A 16,099-nucleotide genomic window follows, 5' to 3' on the forward strand; every position below is an offset into this window, starting at 1 on the left:
CTCCCACTCGGATAACCTGGACGGCGAGATGAGCCCGAAGAGCACGCACCCGCAGAGCCCCGCCTCCCCGCTCGTGGCACGCCGCGCGCTGCGCGACGGGGTCTACGACGCGATCCTGGAGAAGCTGCTCGACGGCTCGACGCCGCCCGGCTCCTCGCTCGGCATCGACTCGCTCGCCCGCGAGCTCGGCGTCTCGCCGACTCCCGTGCGCGAGGCCCTCGTTCAGATGGAGCACACGGGCCTGGTCAACCGGGTCGCGCTCAAGGGGTACAAGGTGGCGCCGCCACTCTCCCCCGAGCAGGTCACCGAACTCTTCGACGCCCGCATCATGTTGGAGCTCGGCGCGGTGGAGCGGGCCCTCGCACACACCGACGATCTGGTGCCGGAGCTCCGGGCGGCGCACGCCCGGCACGTGCTCGCGGCGCACCGCGTACGCAAGCTCCGCGGCGGTGACGAGACCGCGACCGACAACTCCGACCTGCGCGAATACTTCGCCGCCGACTGGGCGTTCCACCTTCTGATCATCCAGGCGGCGCAGAACCGGTTCATGGCGGCGATGGCCGAGTCGCTGAGCGCGCACGTGCACCGGATGCGGCAGACCGTCGACCACGGCACGTTCGACATCGACCAGGCCATCGCCGAGCACACCGCGATCCTCGCCGCGTTCGAGTCCGGCGATCCCGAGGCGCCGGCCCGCGCGATGCGCACGCACCTGGAGGGCGTCGAGCGCCGCTCGCTCGACGACGCGTAGCGGTTCCGCACCCGGCGACACCCGGCGACATCAACTTGCCCTCGTGCGGTGGCAATTCACGCACACCTCTTGTCATGACTCCTTCGGCGCACCTACGGTCACCGCCATATCCCATAGGATCTCGGATCCGCAGGAAGGTCGACGATGACGTCACCACTGCGTGCGGTACGCCGTCTCGCCGGAGCCACGGCATTGGTCACCGCACTCACCTCGTGCACCTTGCTCAACGCCACCCCCGAGGTGCCGAAGGACTGGCACCCGCGCGGTTCGGTCTCCGCCCTCGTCGCGTTCGCGCCGGGCGGCGGCAGCGACCGCTCGGCGCGCGTGATGGCCCAGGGGCTCAATGAGCTCGACGGCGGCTACCACGTCAACGTCGAGAACAAAGAAGGCGGTTCGGGCGCCGTCGGCTGGGCCGGCTTCCTCGCGGAGAAGGGCAACGGCAACGCGCTGCTCGTCGCGGAGGGCGCCCTCAACACGCTGCCGCTCGTCTACGACGTGCCGTTCACGTACAAGTCGTTCACGCCGCTGATGATGTTCGCGGAGGACTCCCGGATCGTCGTGGCCCGCAAGGACTCGCCGTACAAGACGTGTCCGGACGTGGTGCGGGCCGCGCGCGAGAAGCGTGTCGTCACCGGGTCCAGCGGCAAGACGGGCGCGGACGCGCTGGTGATCGGCAAGTTCAAGAAGCAGGGCGGGAAATTCGGCGTCGTGCCCTACGGCTCGACGGGCGAGGTGCTGACCGGGCTGCTCGGCAAGCAGATCGACATCGCGCCCTCCAGCGCCTCCTCGGCGAAGCCGTATCTGCAGAGCGGCGACATGAAGGCGCTGTGCACCATGACCGCGAAGCGCTACGACGACCCGGTCCTCGGCAAGGTCCCGACCGCCGAGGAGCAGGGCCTCGATGCCGAAGTCACGCTGTGGCGCGGGGTGTTCGCGCCCGCCGGGATCGACGACGTACAGCGCAGGTACTGGATCAGGTCGCTGGAGAAGGCCATGAAGTCGAAGGCGTACCACGAGTACCTGAAGGCCGACATGCTCACGCCGGCCCAGCGCAGCGGCCCTGAGTTCGCCGCGTATCTCAAGCAGTACGACGCCCAGGTGAAGGAGGACCTCAAGTGACGACGCCTTCTGCCCCACCGCGGGCGCGCCGCCCCGTCCTCCTCGCGTACGGCGCTCTGACCGCGCTCGGCACCCTGTTCTTCGCCGGCTCCTTCGCCTACCCGTGGACCCAGCCGGAGGACGGCACCATCGGCGCCGCCGTGATGCCGAGGACGGCGGGCCTGCTGCTCGCCGTCCTCGGTCTGCTGCTGGTGCGTCAGGAACTGCGTACGGGCTCGGTGTTGGAGGGAGACGGACACGTCGAGGAGGCGGCCGAGGTCGATGCCGATGAGGCGCGGCGGGTCCGCACGAAGCTGATCGTGGTCGTGGTGACGATGGTGGTCACCGCGCTGCTCGTGCCGTTCCTCGGGCTGCTGCCCGCGCTGACGCTGATGACCCTGTTCCTCACGGCGGTCGTGGAGCGTCAGCCGCTCGCGCGCAGCGTACTCGTGGCGGTGCTCGTGTTCGCGCTCTCCTACCTGCTGTTCATCACGATCCTCAGCATTCCGCTGCCGTTCGGTCTCTTCGACCCCGCCGTCTGGAGCCAGCTGTGATCGACCATCTCGTCACCGGATTCGGTGCCGCGCTCAGCCCGGAGAACGTGCTGTGGTGCTTCGTCGGCGTGCTGCTGGGCACCGTCATCGGCATTCTTCCGGGCCTCGGTTCGGCGACGGGCGTCGCCATCCTGATCCCGGTCACACTCACGTTCTCGCCGCTCACCGCGCTGATCATGCTCGCGGGGATCTACCACGGCGCCCAGTTCGGGGCGACGATCACCGCGATCCTCATCGCGACGCCCGGCGAGGCGTCGTCGGTGGTCAGCACGCTCGACGGATACAGAATGGCGCGGGCGGGAAGAGCCGGGCCCGCGCTCGCGATCTCGGCGCTCGGCGCGTTCGTGTCGGCGATGGTGTCGCTGGTCGCGCTGATGGCGGTGGCCCCGTTCTTCGCGAACCTGGCGCTGGACTTCGGGCCGCCGGAGATGCTCGCCGTGATGATCCTCGGCCTGTGCACGATCGTCGTCTTCTCGGGCCGAAATCTACTTCTGGGCATGGCACTTGGTCTCACCGGCGTACTCATCGGCTGCGTCGGCGTGGACGGCGGCAGCGGTACGCCCCGCTACACGTTCGGGCAGATCGACCTGTTCGGCGGCATCCCGTTCGTCGAGGTGATGATCGGTCTGTTCGCGATCGGCGAGCTGCTCAACCAGCTGCACATCGGCATGGCCGAGCCGATCCGTGCCCGCTTCCGCGATCTCCTCCTCACCAAGGAGGACCTCAAGCGGGCCGCCGCGCCCACCGCACGAGGCACCGTCCTCGGCTTCCTCCTCGGGTGCCTGCCGGGCGCGGGCACGACGCTCGCCTCGTTCATGGCGTACGGGGCGGAGAAGCGGTTCTCCCGCAACCGCAAGCAGCTCGGCACGGGCGCCATCGAGGGCGTCGTCGCCCCCGACGCGGCCACCAACTCCGCCTCCAACGCCAACTTCGTGCCGACCCTCGTCCTCGGTGTCCCCGGCGGCGCGACGACGGCGGTCCTGCTCGGCGCGTTCCTCGTGTACGGAATCCAGCCGGGCCCGCTGCTCTTCGAGAACCAGCCGGAGCTGGTGTGGGGCCTGTTGGTCTCCTTCTTCATCGGCAACCTTCTGCTGCTGATCCTCAACCTGCCGCTCGCACCGGTCTTCGCCCAACTCCTGCGCGTGCGCTACGCGTTCCTGTACCCGCTGATCATCGTGACCTCGCTGATCGGCGCGTACTCGGTGAAGAACAGCATGTTCAGCATCTGGATCGTGCTGTTCTTCGGGCTCGTCGGCTACGCGATGAAACGGCTGAACTTCCCCGTGGCCCCGCTCGTCCTCGGCCTGGTCATCGGCCCGCTGTTCGAGAAGTCGCTGGTGCAGACGTCGGCGCTTTCGGGCGACGACTCGCTGCTCATCCTGCACAGCCCGGCCGCCGTGACGATCCTGCTGCTCGCCGTGGTGCTGGTGGCAGGGCCGCCGGTGACCCGCAGGCTGCGCCGCACCCGTACCGTCCCCGAGGCCGCAGAGGCCCCCGCACCCAAGACCCCGGAGAAGACACCATGAGCACCCGCACCTCTGAACTGCCGCGCGTAGCCGTCACGTTCGGCGACCCGGCCGGGATCGGACCCGAGCTGGTCGCCCGCCTCCTCGCCGACCCGAAGACCCGCGAATCCGCCGACCTCGTACTCCTCGCCGACGAGGAGGAGCTGCGCTCGGCGGGCGAGGACGCGGGCGTGGACCTGGACTGGGCACGGGAGTTGCTGCACCCGGGCCCCGCACCCGAGCGCCCGGACGGCGGCTTCCAGCGCAAGGCGGCGACGGCGGAGGGCGGGCGCTGGGCGCTCGGCCACCTCAAGACCGGGCTCGATCTGGCGCGGGCGGGTGACGTCGACGCCATGCTGTTCGCGCCGCTCAACAAGTCCTCGCTGCATCTGGCCGGGATGACGACGAGTGACGAACTCCGCTGGTTCGAGGAGGAGTTGGGCGTCGACGCCTTCACCTCGGAGCTGAACGTGGTGCCCGGCCTGTGGACCGCGCGCGTCACCTCGCACGTCTCCATCGCGGACGTCGCCGCCGGGATCACGCCCGAGCGGGTGACGGCGGCGGGCCGGCTCCTGGACCGGGTGCTGCGCGGCGCGGGCGTCGAGGCCCCCCGTATCGGGGTGTGCGCGCTCAATCCGCACGCGGGCGAGAACGGCCACTTCGGCCGCCACGAACTCGACATCATCTCCCCCGCGATCGCCGTCCTGCGCGAGGAGGGGCTCGACCTCAGCGGCCCCTACCCCTCCGACACGATCTTCCTGAAGGCGCGTGCCGGGGAGTTCGACGGGGTGCTGACGATGTACCACGACCAGGGGCAGATCGCGATGAAGCTGATGGGGTTCGACGGGGGTGTGACCATCGCGGGCGGCCTGCCGATCCCGATCTGCACGCCGGCGCACGGCACCGCGTTCGACCTGGTCGGTCGGGGGGCCGCGAACACGGGGTCCATCCGGAACGCGTTCGACCTGGCGGTGCGGCTGTCGCGGCGCTGAACCCATACCAGCCCCCGCGCCTCAATCGCCGCAGGGGCTTGAATCGGTTCGGTACGCTCCGGCGGCATGTCCATGTTCGAACGCATCCCGCGCATCAAGCCCAGGACGGCGCGCCGGTACCGCACGCCCCTCACGGCGCACCAGCTCTGGATGGTGTCCCTGAGCGCACCCGTGCGCCCGGACAAGGACGCCTCCCGCACCACGCTGTACCCGTTCACCCGCATCGACGACGACAAGGCGCGGCGCCGTCTCGCCGGGCAGTGGGAGTCCGGCACGCGGGACGAGTTGCTCGCGCGGCTCGGCGCGCTGGCGCGGTCGGGCTTTCGGGAGCAGGCCCGCGCCCGGCTCGGCGTGGCGCCGCTGGCCTGGGACATCGCCCTGTACGCGGACATCGCGCGCTGTGGCTTCGCCGCCGGGCTGCTCTCCGAGGCGGACGCGTGGAACCTGCTGAAGAACGTGGTGCCGCGGGTCGCGGGCACGTACAACACGTGGCAGGAGTACGGCGACCACTACCTCCTCGGCCTCTCGGTCTGGCGCGAAGCCGCGCAGGGGACGCCCTCCGAGTCGCTGCTCGCCGCACAGGACGTCGCGGACGCGCACCTGAAGTCGCTGCTCGACCCGGCGAACCGCAAGAGCCCGTGGCACCGGGCGCCGCTGGACGTCATCCGCCGCCCCGACCGTCCCGCCGACAGAAGCCGCACGTCAGGCACGCCCGGACGGCCCGAGTAAGCTGACGCACCCTCGTACAGGATCAGGTGGAAGGGACGTCGTGGTGGGCGTGGGTGGAGAGGTCGGGCAGAGCGACAAAGGGGCCGCGTCCGCGCCGTCGGACCTGCGGCGTCTCGCGGTGGAGCTGCGCCGCCTCAACGGGGAGTTGACCCGCGTCGTGCACGGCTTCGCCTCGGGCCAGGACCTGCACCCCACGGACGTACAGGCGCTCGCCGTCGTCCTGGACTCCACGGAACCCGTCACCCCGAGCGTGCTGCGCCGCCGCCTCGGCCTGACGTCCGGCGCGGTGAGCGCCTGCGTGGACCGGCTCGAACGCGCAGGGCATCTGCGGCGGGTGCGGGAGAGCGCGGACCGGCGGGTGGTGCATCTTCAGTACGTGCCGGGGGCACAGGCGCGGGCACGCAAGTATTTCGGGCCGCTCGCCGAGGCTGCCGACAGGGTGCGCGGTGACTTCGACGCGACGGAACTGGACGTCGTCGTGAGGTTCCTCGGTTCGCTCAATCACGAGCTCGCCGCCGTGGAGAGCCCCCGCACATAGCGTTCCGGCCCGTGGCCGGCCGCATCCGCCGGGGCGGGTGCGGCCGAAGGTACGACGTATGCCACCATCCCATTTAACTCAATCATCGAGATACTTTCTGATTGAGATTGTCCGGCTGCCTTCCTTGGGAGAACCATGCCCCGCACCCACCGACGCGCCCGCTGGCTCGTGCCGATCGTCCTGCTCTTCGGCTGGCTCGCCATCGGCGGCACGCTCGGTCCGTACGCCGGAAAGCTCGGCGAGGTCGCCACGAACGACCAGGCGGCCTTCCTGCCGCAGGGCGCGGAGTCCACCCGCGTGATCGACGCGCAGCGCGCCTTCAGCGAGGACGAGACGCTCCCCGCGGTGGTCGTGTGGACCGCCGACGGCGGGGGCCGGATAGACGACGGCCAACAGGCCGCCGCCACCCGCGCGTTGGCCACGCTGAAGGGCGAGCCCGGCATCGTGGGCCAGGTGTCGCCCGCCCTGCCGTCGGACGACCGCGAGGCCCTGCAGGGGGTCGTGCAACTCCGCCCCGACCTGGGGGACCAACTCGCACCCACGCTCGACAAGATCGAGTCCGCGACATCGAAGGTGCCGGGTGCGACGGCCGCCGTGGCGGGCCCCGCGGCGAGCCAGGCCGATCTGTCCGACGCCTTCGCCGGGATCGACGGGCTGCTCCTGTCGGTCGCCCTGGTGGCGGTCCTGGTGATCCTGATCCTGGTCTACCGCAGCGTGCTGCTCCCCTTCGTGATCATCATCAGCGCGGTGCTCGCGCTGGGCGCCGCCTGCGCCGTCGTCTACGCGCTCGCCGACCACGACGTCGTACGCGTCGACGGACAGGTGCAGGGCATCCTGTCGATCCTGGTCATCGGCGCCGCGACCGACTACGCGCTGTTGCTCACCGCCCGCTACCGCGAGGAACTCGCCTCGGGCGCCGAGCGGTTCACCGCGATGCGGGCCGCGCTGCGCCGCTCCTCCGGGGCGATCGTGGCCAGCGCCGCCACCGTCGCCCTCGGCCTGCTCGCCCTGCTGCTCAGCGACCTCACCAACAACCGGGCGCTCGGCCCGGTCGGCGCCATCGGCATCGTCTGCGCCGTCCTGAGCACCCTCACGTTCCTGCCCGCCGCCCTGGTGCTGCTCGGCGGCGCCGCGTACTGGCCCGCGAAGGTGCGCGCCGACGACGGCTCGGGCGCGGGGCACGGTGTGTGGCGGCGCGTCGCGCGGGCGGTGGAGCGGGCGCCGCGCAAGATCTGGGCGATCGCCCTCGTCGGCCTGCTGGCGTGCGCGGCCTTCGCTCCCACCCTCGACTCCAAGGGCGTGCCGCTCGACGAGATCTTCGTCAACGACGCGCCCTCGGTCGCCGCGCAGGAGACGCTGGCCGAGCACTTCCCCGGCGGCTCCGGCAACCCGGCCGTGGTGATCGCGGACGCCGGACACCGGGCCGCGGTCGTCTCGCGGGCCGAGAAGGTCGACGGCGTCGCGAGCGCGGCCGTCCTGGGCGAGCAGGGGCGGCCCGGCGGCGGTTCGCCCCGCATCGTGGACGGCAAGGTGCGCCTCGACGTCACGCTGAAGGACCCGGCCGACAGCGACGCGGCCAAGGGGACGGTTGTCGCACTCCGTACGGCGCTGCACTCCATCGACGGCGCCGACGCCGTCGTCGGCGGCTACACCGCGCAACAGTACGACACCCAGCACACCGCCGAACGCGACCGCATGCTGATCGTTCCCGTGGTCCTCGCCATCATCCTGGTGATCCTCATCGGCCTGCTGCGCTCGGTGCTGATGCCACTGCTCCTGGTGGCGACGGTGGCCCTCAACTTCGTTGCCACGCTGGGCATTTCCTCGCTCGTCTTCGAGCACGTCCTCGGCTTCAGCGGCACCGACGCGTCCGTGCCGCTGTACGGCTTCGTTTTCCTGGTCGCGCTCGGCGTGGACTACAACATCTTCCTGATGTCGAGGGCCCGCGAGGAGTCCCTGCGGCACGGGGTGCGGGACGGAATCCTGCGGGCGCTCGTCGCGACGGGCGGCGTGATCACGTCGGCCGGTGTCGTGCTGGCCGCGACGTTCGCCGCGCTCGGCGTGATCCCACTCGCCTTCCTGGTGCAGATCGCCTTCATCGTGGCCTTCGGCGTGCTGCTCGACACCCTGGTCGTGCGCTCGCTCCTGGTCCCCGCGCTGGTCAGGGACATCGGCCCGAAGTCGTGGTGGCCCGGACGCCTCGGCCGCGACCGCGACACGGACTGAGACGCCCGAACCAGGTGCGCAGGGCCTAGATTCCGGGGATCCCCCGGTCAGCGAAGGCCTTGCGCACCGCCGTCTCCGCCCCGGCGCCGTACATTTCCCGCGCCGTCGCGACCGTCGACTTCGCCGCCGCCGAGAAGCTGGTGTCGGGGGCGAAGTCGAACTGGGCGTTCACGATGATCCGGTCGGCCGTGCGGGCTCCGAGGGCGCGGCGGATGTCGTAGAGCGCGCGCGACCAGATCTCGCCGTCGGCGTGCACCTCCCCCACCCGGTCCGCGTACGTCTTGTCGGTGTCGACGCGGCGCAGACAGTGGGGAGTGGACGAGGTGTACGAGACGGAGTCCCAGTCGGCGACGCACGCCAGGTCCGCCCGCATCGGCCAGCCGTACTTGGCGTCGGCGGCGGCCCCGACCTCCACGGCGAGATAGTCGCCGAACGCCTCACCGATCGATCCGGCCTCCAACGAGGTGCCGAATCCCGGGACTTGGGCGTTGTGCACGGCGTGGCCGTACTCGTGGACGACGACCTCCGCGTCCTCGGCGTCGTCGACGCCGCCCTTGCCGAAGCGGATCTCGGCCTTCTTATCGGTGAAGTACGAATTGTCGGCGCCCCACTGGTTGATGCGGACGGGCTGGGCGCGGTCGTTGGCACCGGGGAGTTCGGTGCCGAAGCCGAGGGACTGGAGGTACTCCTGCGCCTCGTTGACCCAGAAGTAGGCCATCACCTGCTCGAACTGGTCGTCGTGGCGGGTGTACGTCCCGGCGTCCGCGACCTTGGCGGCGGCGCCGGTCTCGGATCTCACGTAGGCCCACTTGCCGGACAGGCCGCCGCTGCCGTCGAGGTTGCGCAGCGCGGCGGTGGCGTACTGGGCGCTCGGGACCGCCGTCGCGGAGTCCTTGGCGTCGGTGAGGGACTGGTCGCCCGAGGACTGGACCGGGTTGACCATGAAGACCCGGGCCTGCGCCGATCCGGGCGCGGCGAGGGCGGGTGCGGCGAGCGTGGCGAGGGCGACGGTGAGGGTGGCCGCGGCGAGCGCACCACGGGAGAAGCGACGTGACATCGGTACAACCTCCGGTTGGGCTGGTACGGATGGCGCGGGGGGTGGCGCTGTTGCGCGCTGCGGGATCTTCCCGCATTGCGGGCAGCCTTGGCCATAGCCCGTCGGGCGTGATCCGATGAGCCGCATGAGCAGCAGCAACACCCTCACCGTCACCACGTGGTCGCTGGAGCAGACCGCTCCCGGCGACCTGCGCCCCGCCGTCCCACCGGAGGGCGACGACGTACGCGTCGTGCGCTCCGAGGTCCCCTCCCCCGAGTTCAGCCGCTTCCTGTACGCGTCCGTGGGCAGCGACATCCGCTGGCTCGACCGGCTCGGCTGGACCTACGCGCAGTGGCAGGAGCAGCTGTCGCGGCCGGGTGCCGAGACCTGGGTCGCGTACGAGAAGGGCACGCCCGCCGGGTACGTGGAGCTGGACGCGCAGGACGACGGTGTCGTGGAGGTCGTCTACTTCGGCCTGATCCCGGCGTTCCGCGGGCGGCGGATCGGCGGCCACCTCTTGTCGTACGCGGTCGCGCGCGCGTGGGACCTGGCCGAGCGGTGGCCGGACCGGGCGCCCACGAAGCGGGTGTGGCTGCACACCTGCAGCAAGGACGGCGAGCACGCGATGGCCAACTACGAGCGGCGCGGGTTCAAGCTGTTCCGTACGGCGACCGAGGAGGAGCCGGACCTGCCGACCGCGGGGCCGTGGCCGGGGGCCTTTCCCGCCGCCTGAACCCGTCCCGCCGGCCGTTGAGCCACTTCGCACCGCTGTGACCGGCGCCACTATTGTCCGCCATTCGAGACGATCTCGTCCAGATTGCGGACGATGGTGGACCGGGCCCAAAGTCCCGTGACACGCTTTCGTCATGTCTACAGCTGGAACCGCCTTGGTGAGTCGACGTCACGTCGACTTCGGCCGCATGTCCAGCGCCATCTGTCCGGCGCGCTGATCTCTCCAGCACCGCCGACCTCTCGCCACATCTGACCTCCTGCGCACCGCCGCGCCTCCTGCGCGAAGTGTGCAGGTCAGAGCCGCCTTAAGCCTGTCTGAAGGACGATTCTCCATGGCTGCTACCCCAGAAACACCTGTCTCCGCCGCGCCCCGCCGCAAGGTGAGCCGTCACCGTGGCGAGGGCCAGTGGGCCGTGGGCCACTTCACTCCGCTCAACGGCAACGAGCAGTTCAAGAAGGACGACGACGGTCTCAATGTACGGACACGTATTGAGACGGTCTACTCCAAGCGCGGTTTCGACTCCATCGACCCCCAGGACCTGCGCGGACGCATGCGCTGGTGGGGTCTCTACACCCAGCGCAAGCCCGGCATCGACGGCGGCAAGACGGCCGTCCTGGAGCCGGAGGAGCTTGACGACGAGTACTTCATGCTGCGGGTGCGCGTGGACGGCGGCCGGCTGACCGTTGCGCAGCTGCGCGCGATCGGCGAGGTCTCCGAGCAGTACGCGCGCGGCACCGCCGACATCACCGACCGGCAGAACATCCAGCTGCACTGGATCCGCATCGAGGACGTTCCTGCGATCTGGGAGAAGCTGGAGGCCGTGGGCCTGTCCACGACCGAGGCGTGCGGCGACTGCCCGCGAGTGATCATCGGCTCCCCGGTGGCCGGCATCGCCGCCGACGAGATCATCGACGGCACGCCCGCCGTGGACGAGATCCACGAGCGCTACATCGGCAACAAGGAATTCTCCAACCTGCCGCGCAAGTTCAAGACCGCGATCTCGGGCTCCCCTGTCCAGGATGTGGTCCACGAGATCAACGACATCGCCTTCGTCGGCGTCAACCACCCCGAGCACGGTCCGGGCTTCGACCTGTGGGTCGGCGGCGGGCTGTCCACCAACCCCAAGCTCGCGCAGCGTCTGGGTGCTTGGGTGCCGCTCGACGAGGCCCCCGACGTGTGGGCCGGTGTCGTCGGCATCTTCCGCGACTACGGCTACCGCCGCCTGCGGACCCGCGCCCGCCTGAAGTTCCTGATGGCCGACTGGGGTCCGGAGAAGTTCCGCCAGATCCTCGAGGACGAGTACCTGAAGCGGAAGCTCGTCGACGGCCCCGCGCCGGAGGAGCCCTCGCAGAAGTGGCGTGACCACATCGGCGTCCACCAGCAGAAGGACGGCCGCTTCTACGTCGGGTTCGCGCCGCGCGTCGGCCGGGTCGACGGCACCACGCTCGCGAAGATCGCCGAACTGGCCGGCGCGCACGGCTCGGACCGGCTGCGCACCACCGTCGAGCAGAAGATGATCATCCTCGACGTCACCGAGGACCAGGTCGAGTCGCTCGTCTCGGGCCTTGAGGCGCTGGACTTCCAGGTGAAGCCCTCGCCGTTCAGGCGCGGCACGATGGCCTGCACCGGCATCGAGTTCTGCAAGCTCGCGATCGTCGAGACGAAGCAGCGCGGCTCGCAGCTGATCGACGAGCTGGAGCGCCGCCTCCCGGAGTTCGACGAGCCGCTGACCATCAACCTCAACGGCTGCCCGAACGCCTGCGCCCGTATCCAGGTCGCGGACATCGGTCTCAAGGGGCAGCTCATGCTCGACGGCAACGGCGAGCAGGTCGAGGGCTACCAGGTGCACCTCGGCGGCGCGCTCGGCCTGGAGGCCGGGTTCGGCCGCAAGGTGCGCGGCCTGAAGGTCACCTCGGCCGACCTGCCGGACTACATCGAGCGCGTCCTCAAGAACTACGAGGCCGAGCGCGAGGACGGCGAGCGCTTCGCGACCTGGGCGGCCCGCGCATCCGCGGAGGCACTGTCATGAGGTTGGCGAGTGAGCCGAAGGGGCGCGCCGGTGTCGAGACGGCGAGCGCGCGGAGGCCCGACGAAGGAGGGTCGAGCACGGTCGTCGGCTCGACGCCGGCACCAGGCGCCCCGGAGGCGAACCGAGCCTCGGAAAAAGGGGAGGCCCTGTCATGAGCGAGCGTGCCGCGCCGTTCTTCTGCCCGTACTGCGGGGACGAGGACCTGCGGCCCGGCGAGGAAGGTCACGGCGCCTGGGAATGCGCGGCCTGCAACCGAGCCTTCACGTTGAAGTTCCGCGGGCTGCTCGCCCGCGGGGTTCAGCGCAACGACGGTGGAGGGGAACAGATATGACGACGGCTCAAGCCCCCACGGATACTGATGAGTTGAAGGCGCTCGCCGAGCAGGCCGGGCGCGACCTGGAGGACGCCTCCCCGCTGGAGATCCTCCAGTGGGCGACGGACACCTTCGGCAAGAAGTTCTGCGTGACCTCGTCCATGGAGGACGCGGTCGTCGCCCACCTCGCCTCCCGCGCGATGCCCGGTGTGGACGTCGTGTTCCTCGACACCGGCTACCACTTCGAGGAGACGATCGGCACCCGGGACGCCGTCGAGGCCGTGATGGACGTCAACGTCATCACGCTCACCCCGCGGCAGACGGTCGCCGAGCAGGACGCCGAGTTCGGCCCGAAGCTGCACGACCGCAACCCCGACCTGTGCTGCGCGATGCGCAAGGTGAAGCCCCTCGAAGAGGGCCTCGCCGGATACGCCGCGTGGGCCACCGGCCTGCGCCGCGACGAGTCCCCGACCCGCGCGAACACCCCGGTCGTCGGCTGGGACGAGAAGCGGCAGAAGGTCAAGGTCTCGCCGATCGCCCGCTGGACGCAGGACGACGTCGACGCCTACGTCACCGAGCACGGCGTGCTCACCAACCCGCTCCTGATGGACGGCTACGGGTCCGTGGGCTGCGCCCCGTGCACCCGCCGCCTCCTGGAGGGCGAGGACGCGCGCGCCGGACGGTGGGCGGGCCAGGCCAAGACCGAGTGCGGACTGCACGGCTGACCGCCATGAACGACACCCAGACTTTGGAGAACCAAGTGACCGGAGCCACGATCTGGCTCACGGGTCTGCCGTCCGCCGGCAAGACCACCATCGCGTACGAGCTGGCGAACACGCTGCGCGCCGAGGGCCGCAAGGTCGAGGTGCTGGACGGCGACGAGATCCGCGAATACCTCACGGCGGGCCTCGGCTTCAGCCGGGAGGACCGGCACACGAACGTCCAGCGCATCGGCTACCTCGCCGAACTCCTCGCCCGCAACGGCGTGTTGGCGATCGTCCCGGTCATCGCGCCGTACGCGGACAGCCGCGAGGCCGTCCGCAAGCGCCACCAGGTGGGCGGCACCGGCTACCTGGAGGTGCACGTCGCCACGCCCGTGGAGGTCTGCTCCGACCGCGACGTAAAGGGCCTGTACGCCAAGCAGGCCGCCGGTGAGCTGTCCGGCCTCACCGGGGTCGACGACCCGTACGAGGCACCCGAATCGCCCGACCTGCGCATCGAGTCGCAGAACCAGACCGTGCAGGAGTCCGCGGCAGCGCTCCGTGCGCTGCTCACCGAGAGGGGTCTCGCCGCATGACGACCGTAGCCACAGTGACCGAGGACACTGATTCCCCCTACGCGCTCAGCCACTTGGACTCCCTGGAGTCCGAGGCGGTGCACATCTTCCGCGAGGTGGCGGGCGAGTTCGAGCGGCCGGTGATTCTCTTCTCCGGCGGCAAGGACTCCATCGTCATGCTGCACCTGGCGCTGAAGGCGTTCGCCCCCGCGTCGATTCCCTTCTCCCTGCTGCACGTCGACACCGGGCACAACTTCCCCGAGGTCCTCGAGTACCGCGACCGCACCGTCGAGAAGCACGGCCTTCGCCTGCACGTCGCGTCGGTGCAGGAGTACATCGACGCCGGCAAGCTGCGCGAGCGTCCGGACGGGACCCGTAACCCGCTCCAGACCGTGCCGCTGACCGAGAAGATCCAGCAGGAGAAGTTCGACGCCGTCTTCGGCGGCGGGCGCCGCGACGAGGAGAAGGCCCGCGCCAAGGAGCGGGTGTTCTCCCTGCGCGACGAGTTCTCCCAGTGGGACCCGCGCCGCCAGCGCCCCGAGCTGTGGCAGCTCTACAACGGCCGCCACGCGCCGGGCGAGCACGTCCGCGTCTTCCCGCTCTCCAACTGGACCGAGCTGGACGTGTGGCAGTACATCGCCCGCGAGAACATCGAACTGCCGCAGATCTACTACGCGCACGAGCGCCCGGTCTTCAAGCGCAGCGGCATGTGGCTGACGGCCGGCGAGTGGGGCGGCCCGAAGGACGACGAGACGGTCGAGACGCGCCAGGTGCGCTACCGCACCGTCGGCGACATGTCCTGCACCGGCGCCGTCGACTCGGACGCCACGACCATCGACAAGGTCATCGCCGAGATCGCCGTGTCCCGGCTCACCGAGCGGGGCGCCACCCGCGCCGACGACAAGATGTCCGAGGCCGCGATGGAAGACCGCAAGCGCGAAGGGTACTTCTAGACATGAGCTCCACCACCTCCTCCGCCGCCGTCGAAGAGCTGGCCGATCTCTCGGCGACGACCCTGCTGCGGTTCGCCACGGCCGGTTCGGTCGACGACGGCAAGTCCACGCTGGTCGGCCGCCTGCTGCACGACTCCAAGTCGGTCCTGACCGACCAGCTGGAGGCCGTCGAGCTCGCCTCGCGTTCGCGCGGCGCGGCCGAGCCGGACCTCGCGCTGCTCACGGACGGCCTGCGCGCCGAGCGCGAGCAGGGCATCACGATCGACGTCGCGTACCGCTACTTCGCGACCCCGCGCCGCCGCTTCATCCTCGCGGACACGCCGGGCCACGTGCAGTACACGCGGAACATGGTGACCGGCGCGTCCACGGCCGACCTCGCCGTGGTCCTCGTCGACGCCCGCAACGGCGTCATCGAGCAGACCCGCAGGCACGCCGCCGTGGCCGCGCTCCTGCGTGTCCCGCACGTCGTCCTCGCCGTGAACAAGATGGACCTCGTTGACTACGAGGAGACCGTCTTCGCGAAGATCGCCGAGGAATTCACCGCGTACGCCGGGCAGTTGGGCGTCCCGGAGATCACCGCCATCCCGATCTCGGCGCTCGCGGGCGACAACGTCGTGGAGCCGTCCGCCAACATGGACTGGTACGGCGGCCCCACCGTCCTTGAGCACCTGGAGACGGTGCCGGTCAGCCACGACCTCACCAGCTGCCACGCGCGCCTTCCCGTCCAGTACGTGATCCGTCCGCAGACCGCGGAGCACCCGGACTACCGGGGCTACGCGGGGCAGATCGCGGCCGGTACCTTCCGCGTCGGCGAGTCCGTGACCGTACTGCCCTCGGGCCGTACGTCGAAGGTCACCGGAATCGACCTGCTGGGCACGGCCGTCGACGTCGCCTGGACGCCGCAGTCGGTCACCCTCCTCCTGGAGGACGACATCGACATCTCGCGCGGCGACCTGATCGTGCCGAGCCATGACGCGCCCGCCACCTCGCAGGACATCGAGGCGACGGTGTGCCACGTGGCGGACACCCCGCTCGTCGTAGGCCAGCGGGTGCTGCTCAAGCACACCACCCGTACGGTCAAGGCGATCGTCAAGGAGATCCCGTCGCGGCTCACGCTCGACGACCTCTCCCAGCACCCCGAGCCCGGGCAGCTCGTCGCCAACGACATCGGCCGCGTGAAGGTGCGGATCGCCGAGGCGCTCGCCATCGACTCGTACGCGGACTCGCGCCGCACGGGCTCGTTCCTGCTGGTCGACCCGGCGGACGGCACGACGCTCGCGGCGGGCATGGCCGGCGAGTCCTTCGCCTCCGCCGAGGACCCCAAGGCGCTGGTGGACGAGGAGGGTTGGGACTTCTGAGACCGTCT

Annotated in this window: 16 protein-coding genes; 15 read left to right on the forward strand and 1 reads right to left on the reverse strand. The window is 70.3% G+C overall.

Annotated features, from left to right (window positions below):
• Window positions 1-28 precede the first annotated feature (28 nt).
• From ACIRHA_RS12815 to ACIRHA_RS12850, 8 genes are all read left to right on the forward strand, one after another.
• A complete protein-coding gene (locus ACIRHA_RS12815; RefSeq protein WP_403843736.1) occupies window positions 29-751 on the forward strand; it encodes a GntR family transcriptional regulator in 723 nt (240 codons plus the stop codon).
• A gap of 144 nt (window positions 752-895) precedes the next feature.
• Window positions 896-1,870, forward strand: coding sequence for a tripartite tricarboxylate transporter substrate binding protein (locus ACIRHA_RS12820; RefSeq protein WP_403843739.1), 975 nt, complete (start codon window positions 896-898; stop codon window positions 1,868-1,870).
• Complete coding sequence (locus tag ACIRHA_RS12825; RefSeq protein WP_403843741.1) at window positions 1,867-2,403, forward strand: tripartite tricarboxylate transporter TctB family protein; 537 nt, start codon at window positions 1,867-1,869, stop codon at window positions 2,401-2,403. Before ACIRHA_RS12820 ends, ACIRHA_RS12825 begins: the two co-directional genes overlap by 4 nt.
• Window positions 2,400-3,929 (forward strand): tripartite tricarboxylate transporter permease, encoded by a 1,530-nt coding sequence (locus ACIRHA_RS12830; protein WP_403843743.1) that lies wholly within the window; start codon window positions 2,400-2,402, stop codon window positions 3,927-3,929. Before ACIRHA_RS12825 ends, ACIRHA_RS12830 begins: the two co-directional genes overlap by 4 nt.
• The gene (locus ACIRHA_RS12835) at window positions 3,926-4,900 is read left to right on the forward strand and encodes a 4-hydroxythreonine-4-phosphate dehydrogenase PdxA (RefSeq protein WP_403843746.1); all 975 of its coding nucleotides are present in this window, start codon (window positions 3,926-3,928) and stop codon (window positions 4,898-4,900) included. The genes ACIRHA_RS12830 and ACIRHA_RS12835 overlap by 4 nt, the downstream gene beginning before the upstream one ends.
• Before the next feature lie 66 nt (window positions 4,901-4,966).
• Window positions 4,967-5,629, forward strand: a complete 663-nt coding sequence (locus ACIRHA_RS12840) for a DUF1266 domain-containing protein (protein ID WP_403843749.1) — start codon at window positions 4,967-4,969, stop codon at window positions 5,627-5,629.
• A 40-nt stretch (window positions 5,630-5,669) separates the two neighbouring features.
• Window positions 5,670-6,167 carry a MarR family winged helix-turn-helix transcriptional regulator gene (locus ACIRHA_RS12845; protein WP_403843752.1) on the forward strand — a complete coding sequence of 166 codons (498 nt, stop codon included), beginning with the start codon at window positions 5,670-5,672 and terminating at the stop codon, window positions 6,165-6,167.
• Window positions 6,168-6,302: 135 nt separating this feature from the next.
• On the forward strand, window positions 6,303-8,393 hold the full coding sequence (locus ACIRHA_RS12850; RefSeq protein WP_403843755.1) for an MMPL family transporter: 2,091 nt from the start codon (window positions 6,303-6,305) through the stop codon (window positions 8,391-8,393).
• A gap of 25 nt (window positions 8,394-8,418) precedes the next feature.
• Here ACIRHA_RS12850 and ACIRHA_RS12855 read toward each other — a convergent pair whose 3' ends face one another.
• Window positions 8,419-9,450, reverse strand: coding sequence for a M4 family metallopeptidase (locus ACIRHA_RS12855; protein WP_403843758.1), 1,032 nt, complete (start codon window positions 9,448-9,450; stop codon window positions 8,419-8,421).
• A gap of 124 nt (window positions 9,451-9,574) precedes the next feature.
• Between ACIRHA_RS12855 and ACIRHA_RS12860 the strand changes: the two genes are divergently transcribed.
• From ACIRHA_RS12860 to ACIRHA_RS12890, 7 genes are all read left to right on the forward strand, one after another.
• Window positions 9,575-10,162: a GNAT family N-acetyltransferase gene (locus ACIRHA_RS12860; protein ID WP_403843759.1), complete on the forward strand. Its 588-nt coding sequence runs from the start codon at window positions 9,575-9,577 to the stop codon at window positions 10,160-10,162.
• 331 nt (window positions 10,163-10,493) lie between these two features.
• On the forward strand, window positions 10,494-12,191 hold the full coding sequence (locus ACIRHA_RS12865) for a nitrite/sulfite reductase (protein WP_403843762.1): 1,698 nt from the start codon (window positions 10,494-10,496) through the stop codon (window positions 12,189-12,191).
• Window positions 12,192-12,342: 151 nt separating this feature from the next.
• Window positions 12,343-12,522, forward strand: a complete 180-nt coding sequence (locus tag ACIRHA_RS12870; protein WP_351331691.1) for a hypothetical protein — start codon at window positions 12,343-12,345, stop codon at window positions 12,520-12,522.
• Complete coding sequence (locus ACIRHA_RS12875; RefSeq protein WP_403843764.1) at window positions 12,519-13,229, forward strand: phosphoadenylyl-sulfate reductase; 711 nt, start codon at window positions 12,519-12,521, stop codon at window positions 13,227-13,229. The genes ACIRHA_RS12870 and ACIRHA_RS12875 overlap by 4 nt, the downstream gene beginning before the upstream one ends.
• 5 nt (window positions 13,230-13,234) lie before the next feature.
• Window positions 13,235-13,801, forward strand: a complete 567-nt coding sequence (gene cysC / locus ACIRHA_RS12880; protein WP_403843767.1) for an adenylyl-sulfate kinase — start codon at window positions 13,235-13,237, stop codon at window positions 13,799-13,801.
• Window positions 13,798-14,733, forward strand: coding sequence for a sulfate adenylyltransferase subunit CysD (gene cysD, locus ACIRHA_RS12885; RefSeq protein WP_403843769.1), 936 nt, complete (start codon window positions 13,798-13,800; stop codon window positions 14,731-14,733). The genes cysC and cysD overlap by 4 nt, the downstream gene beginning before the upstream one ends.
• A gap of 2 nt (window positions 14,734-14,735) precedes the next feature.
• A complete protein-coding gene (locus tag ACIRHA_RS12890) occupies window positions 14,736-16,091 on the forward strand; it encodes a sulfate adenylyltransferase subunit 1 (protein WP_403843771.1) in 1,356 nt (451 codons plus the stop codon).
• Window positions 16,092-16,099: the final 8 nt, after the last annotated feature.

Source organism: Streptomyces sp. NPDC102360 (assembly GCF_044766085.1).
Lineage (GTDB): Bacteria > Actinomycetota > Actinomycetes > Streptomycetales > Streptomycetaceae > Streptomyces.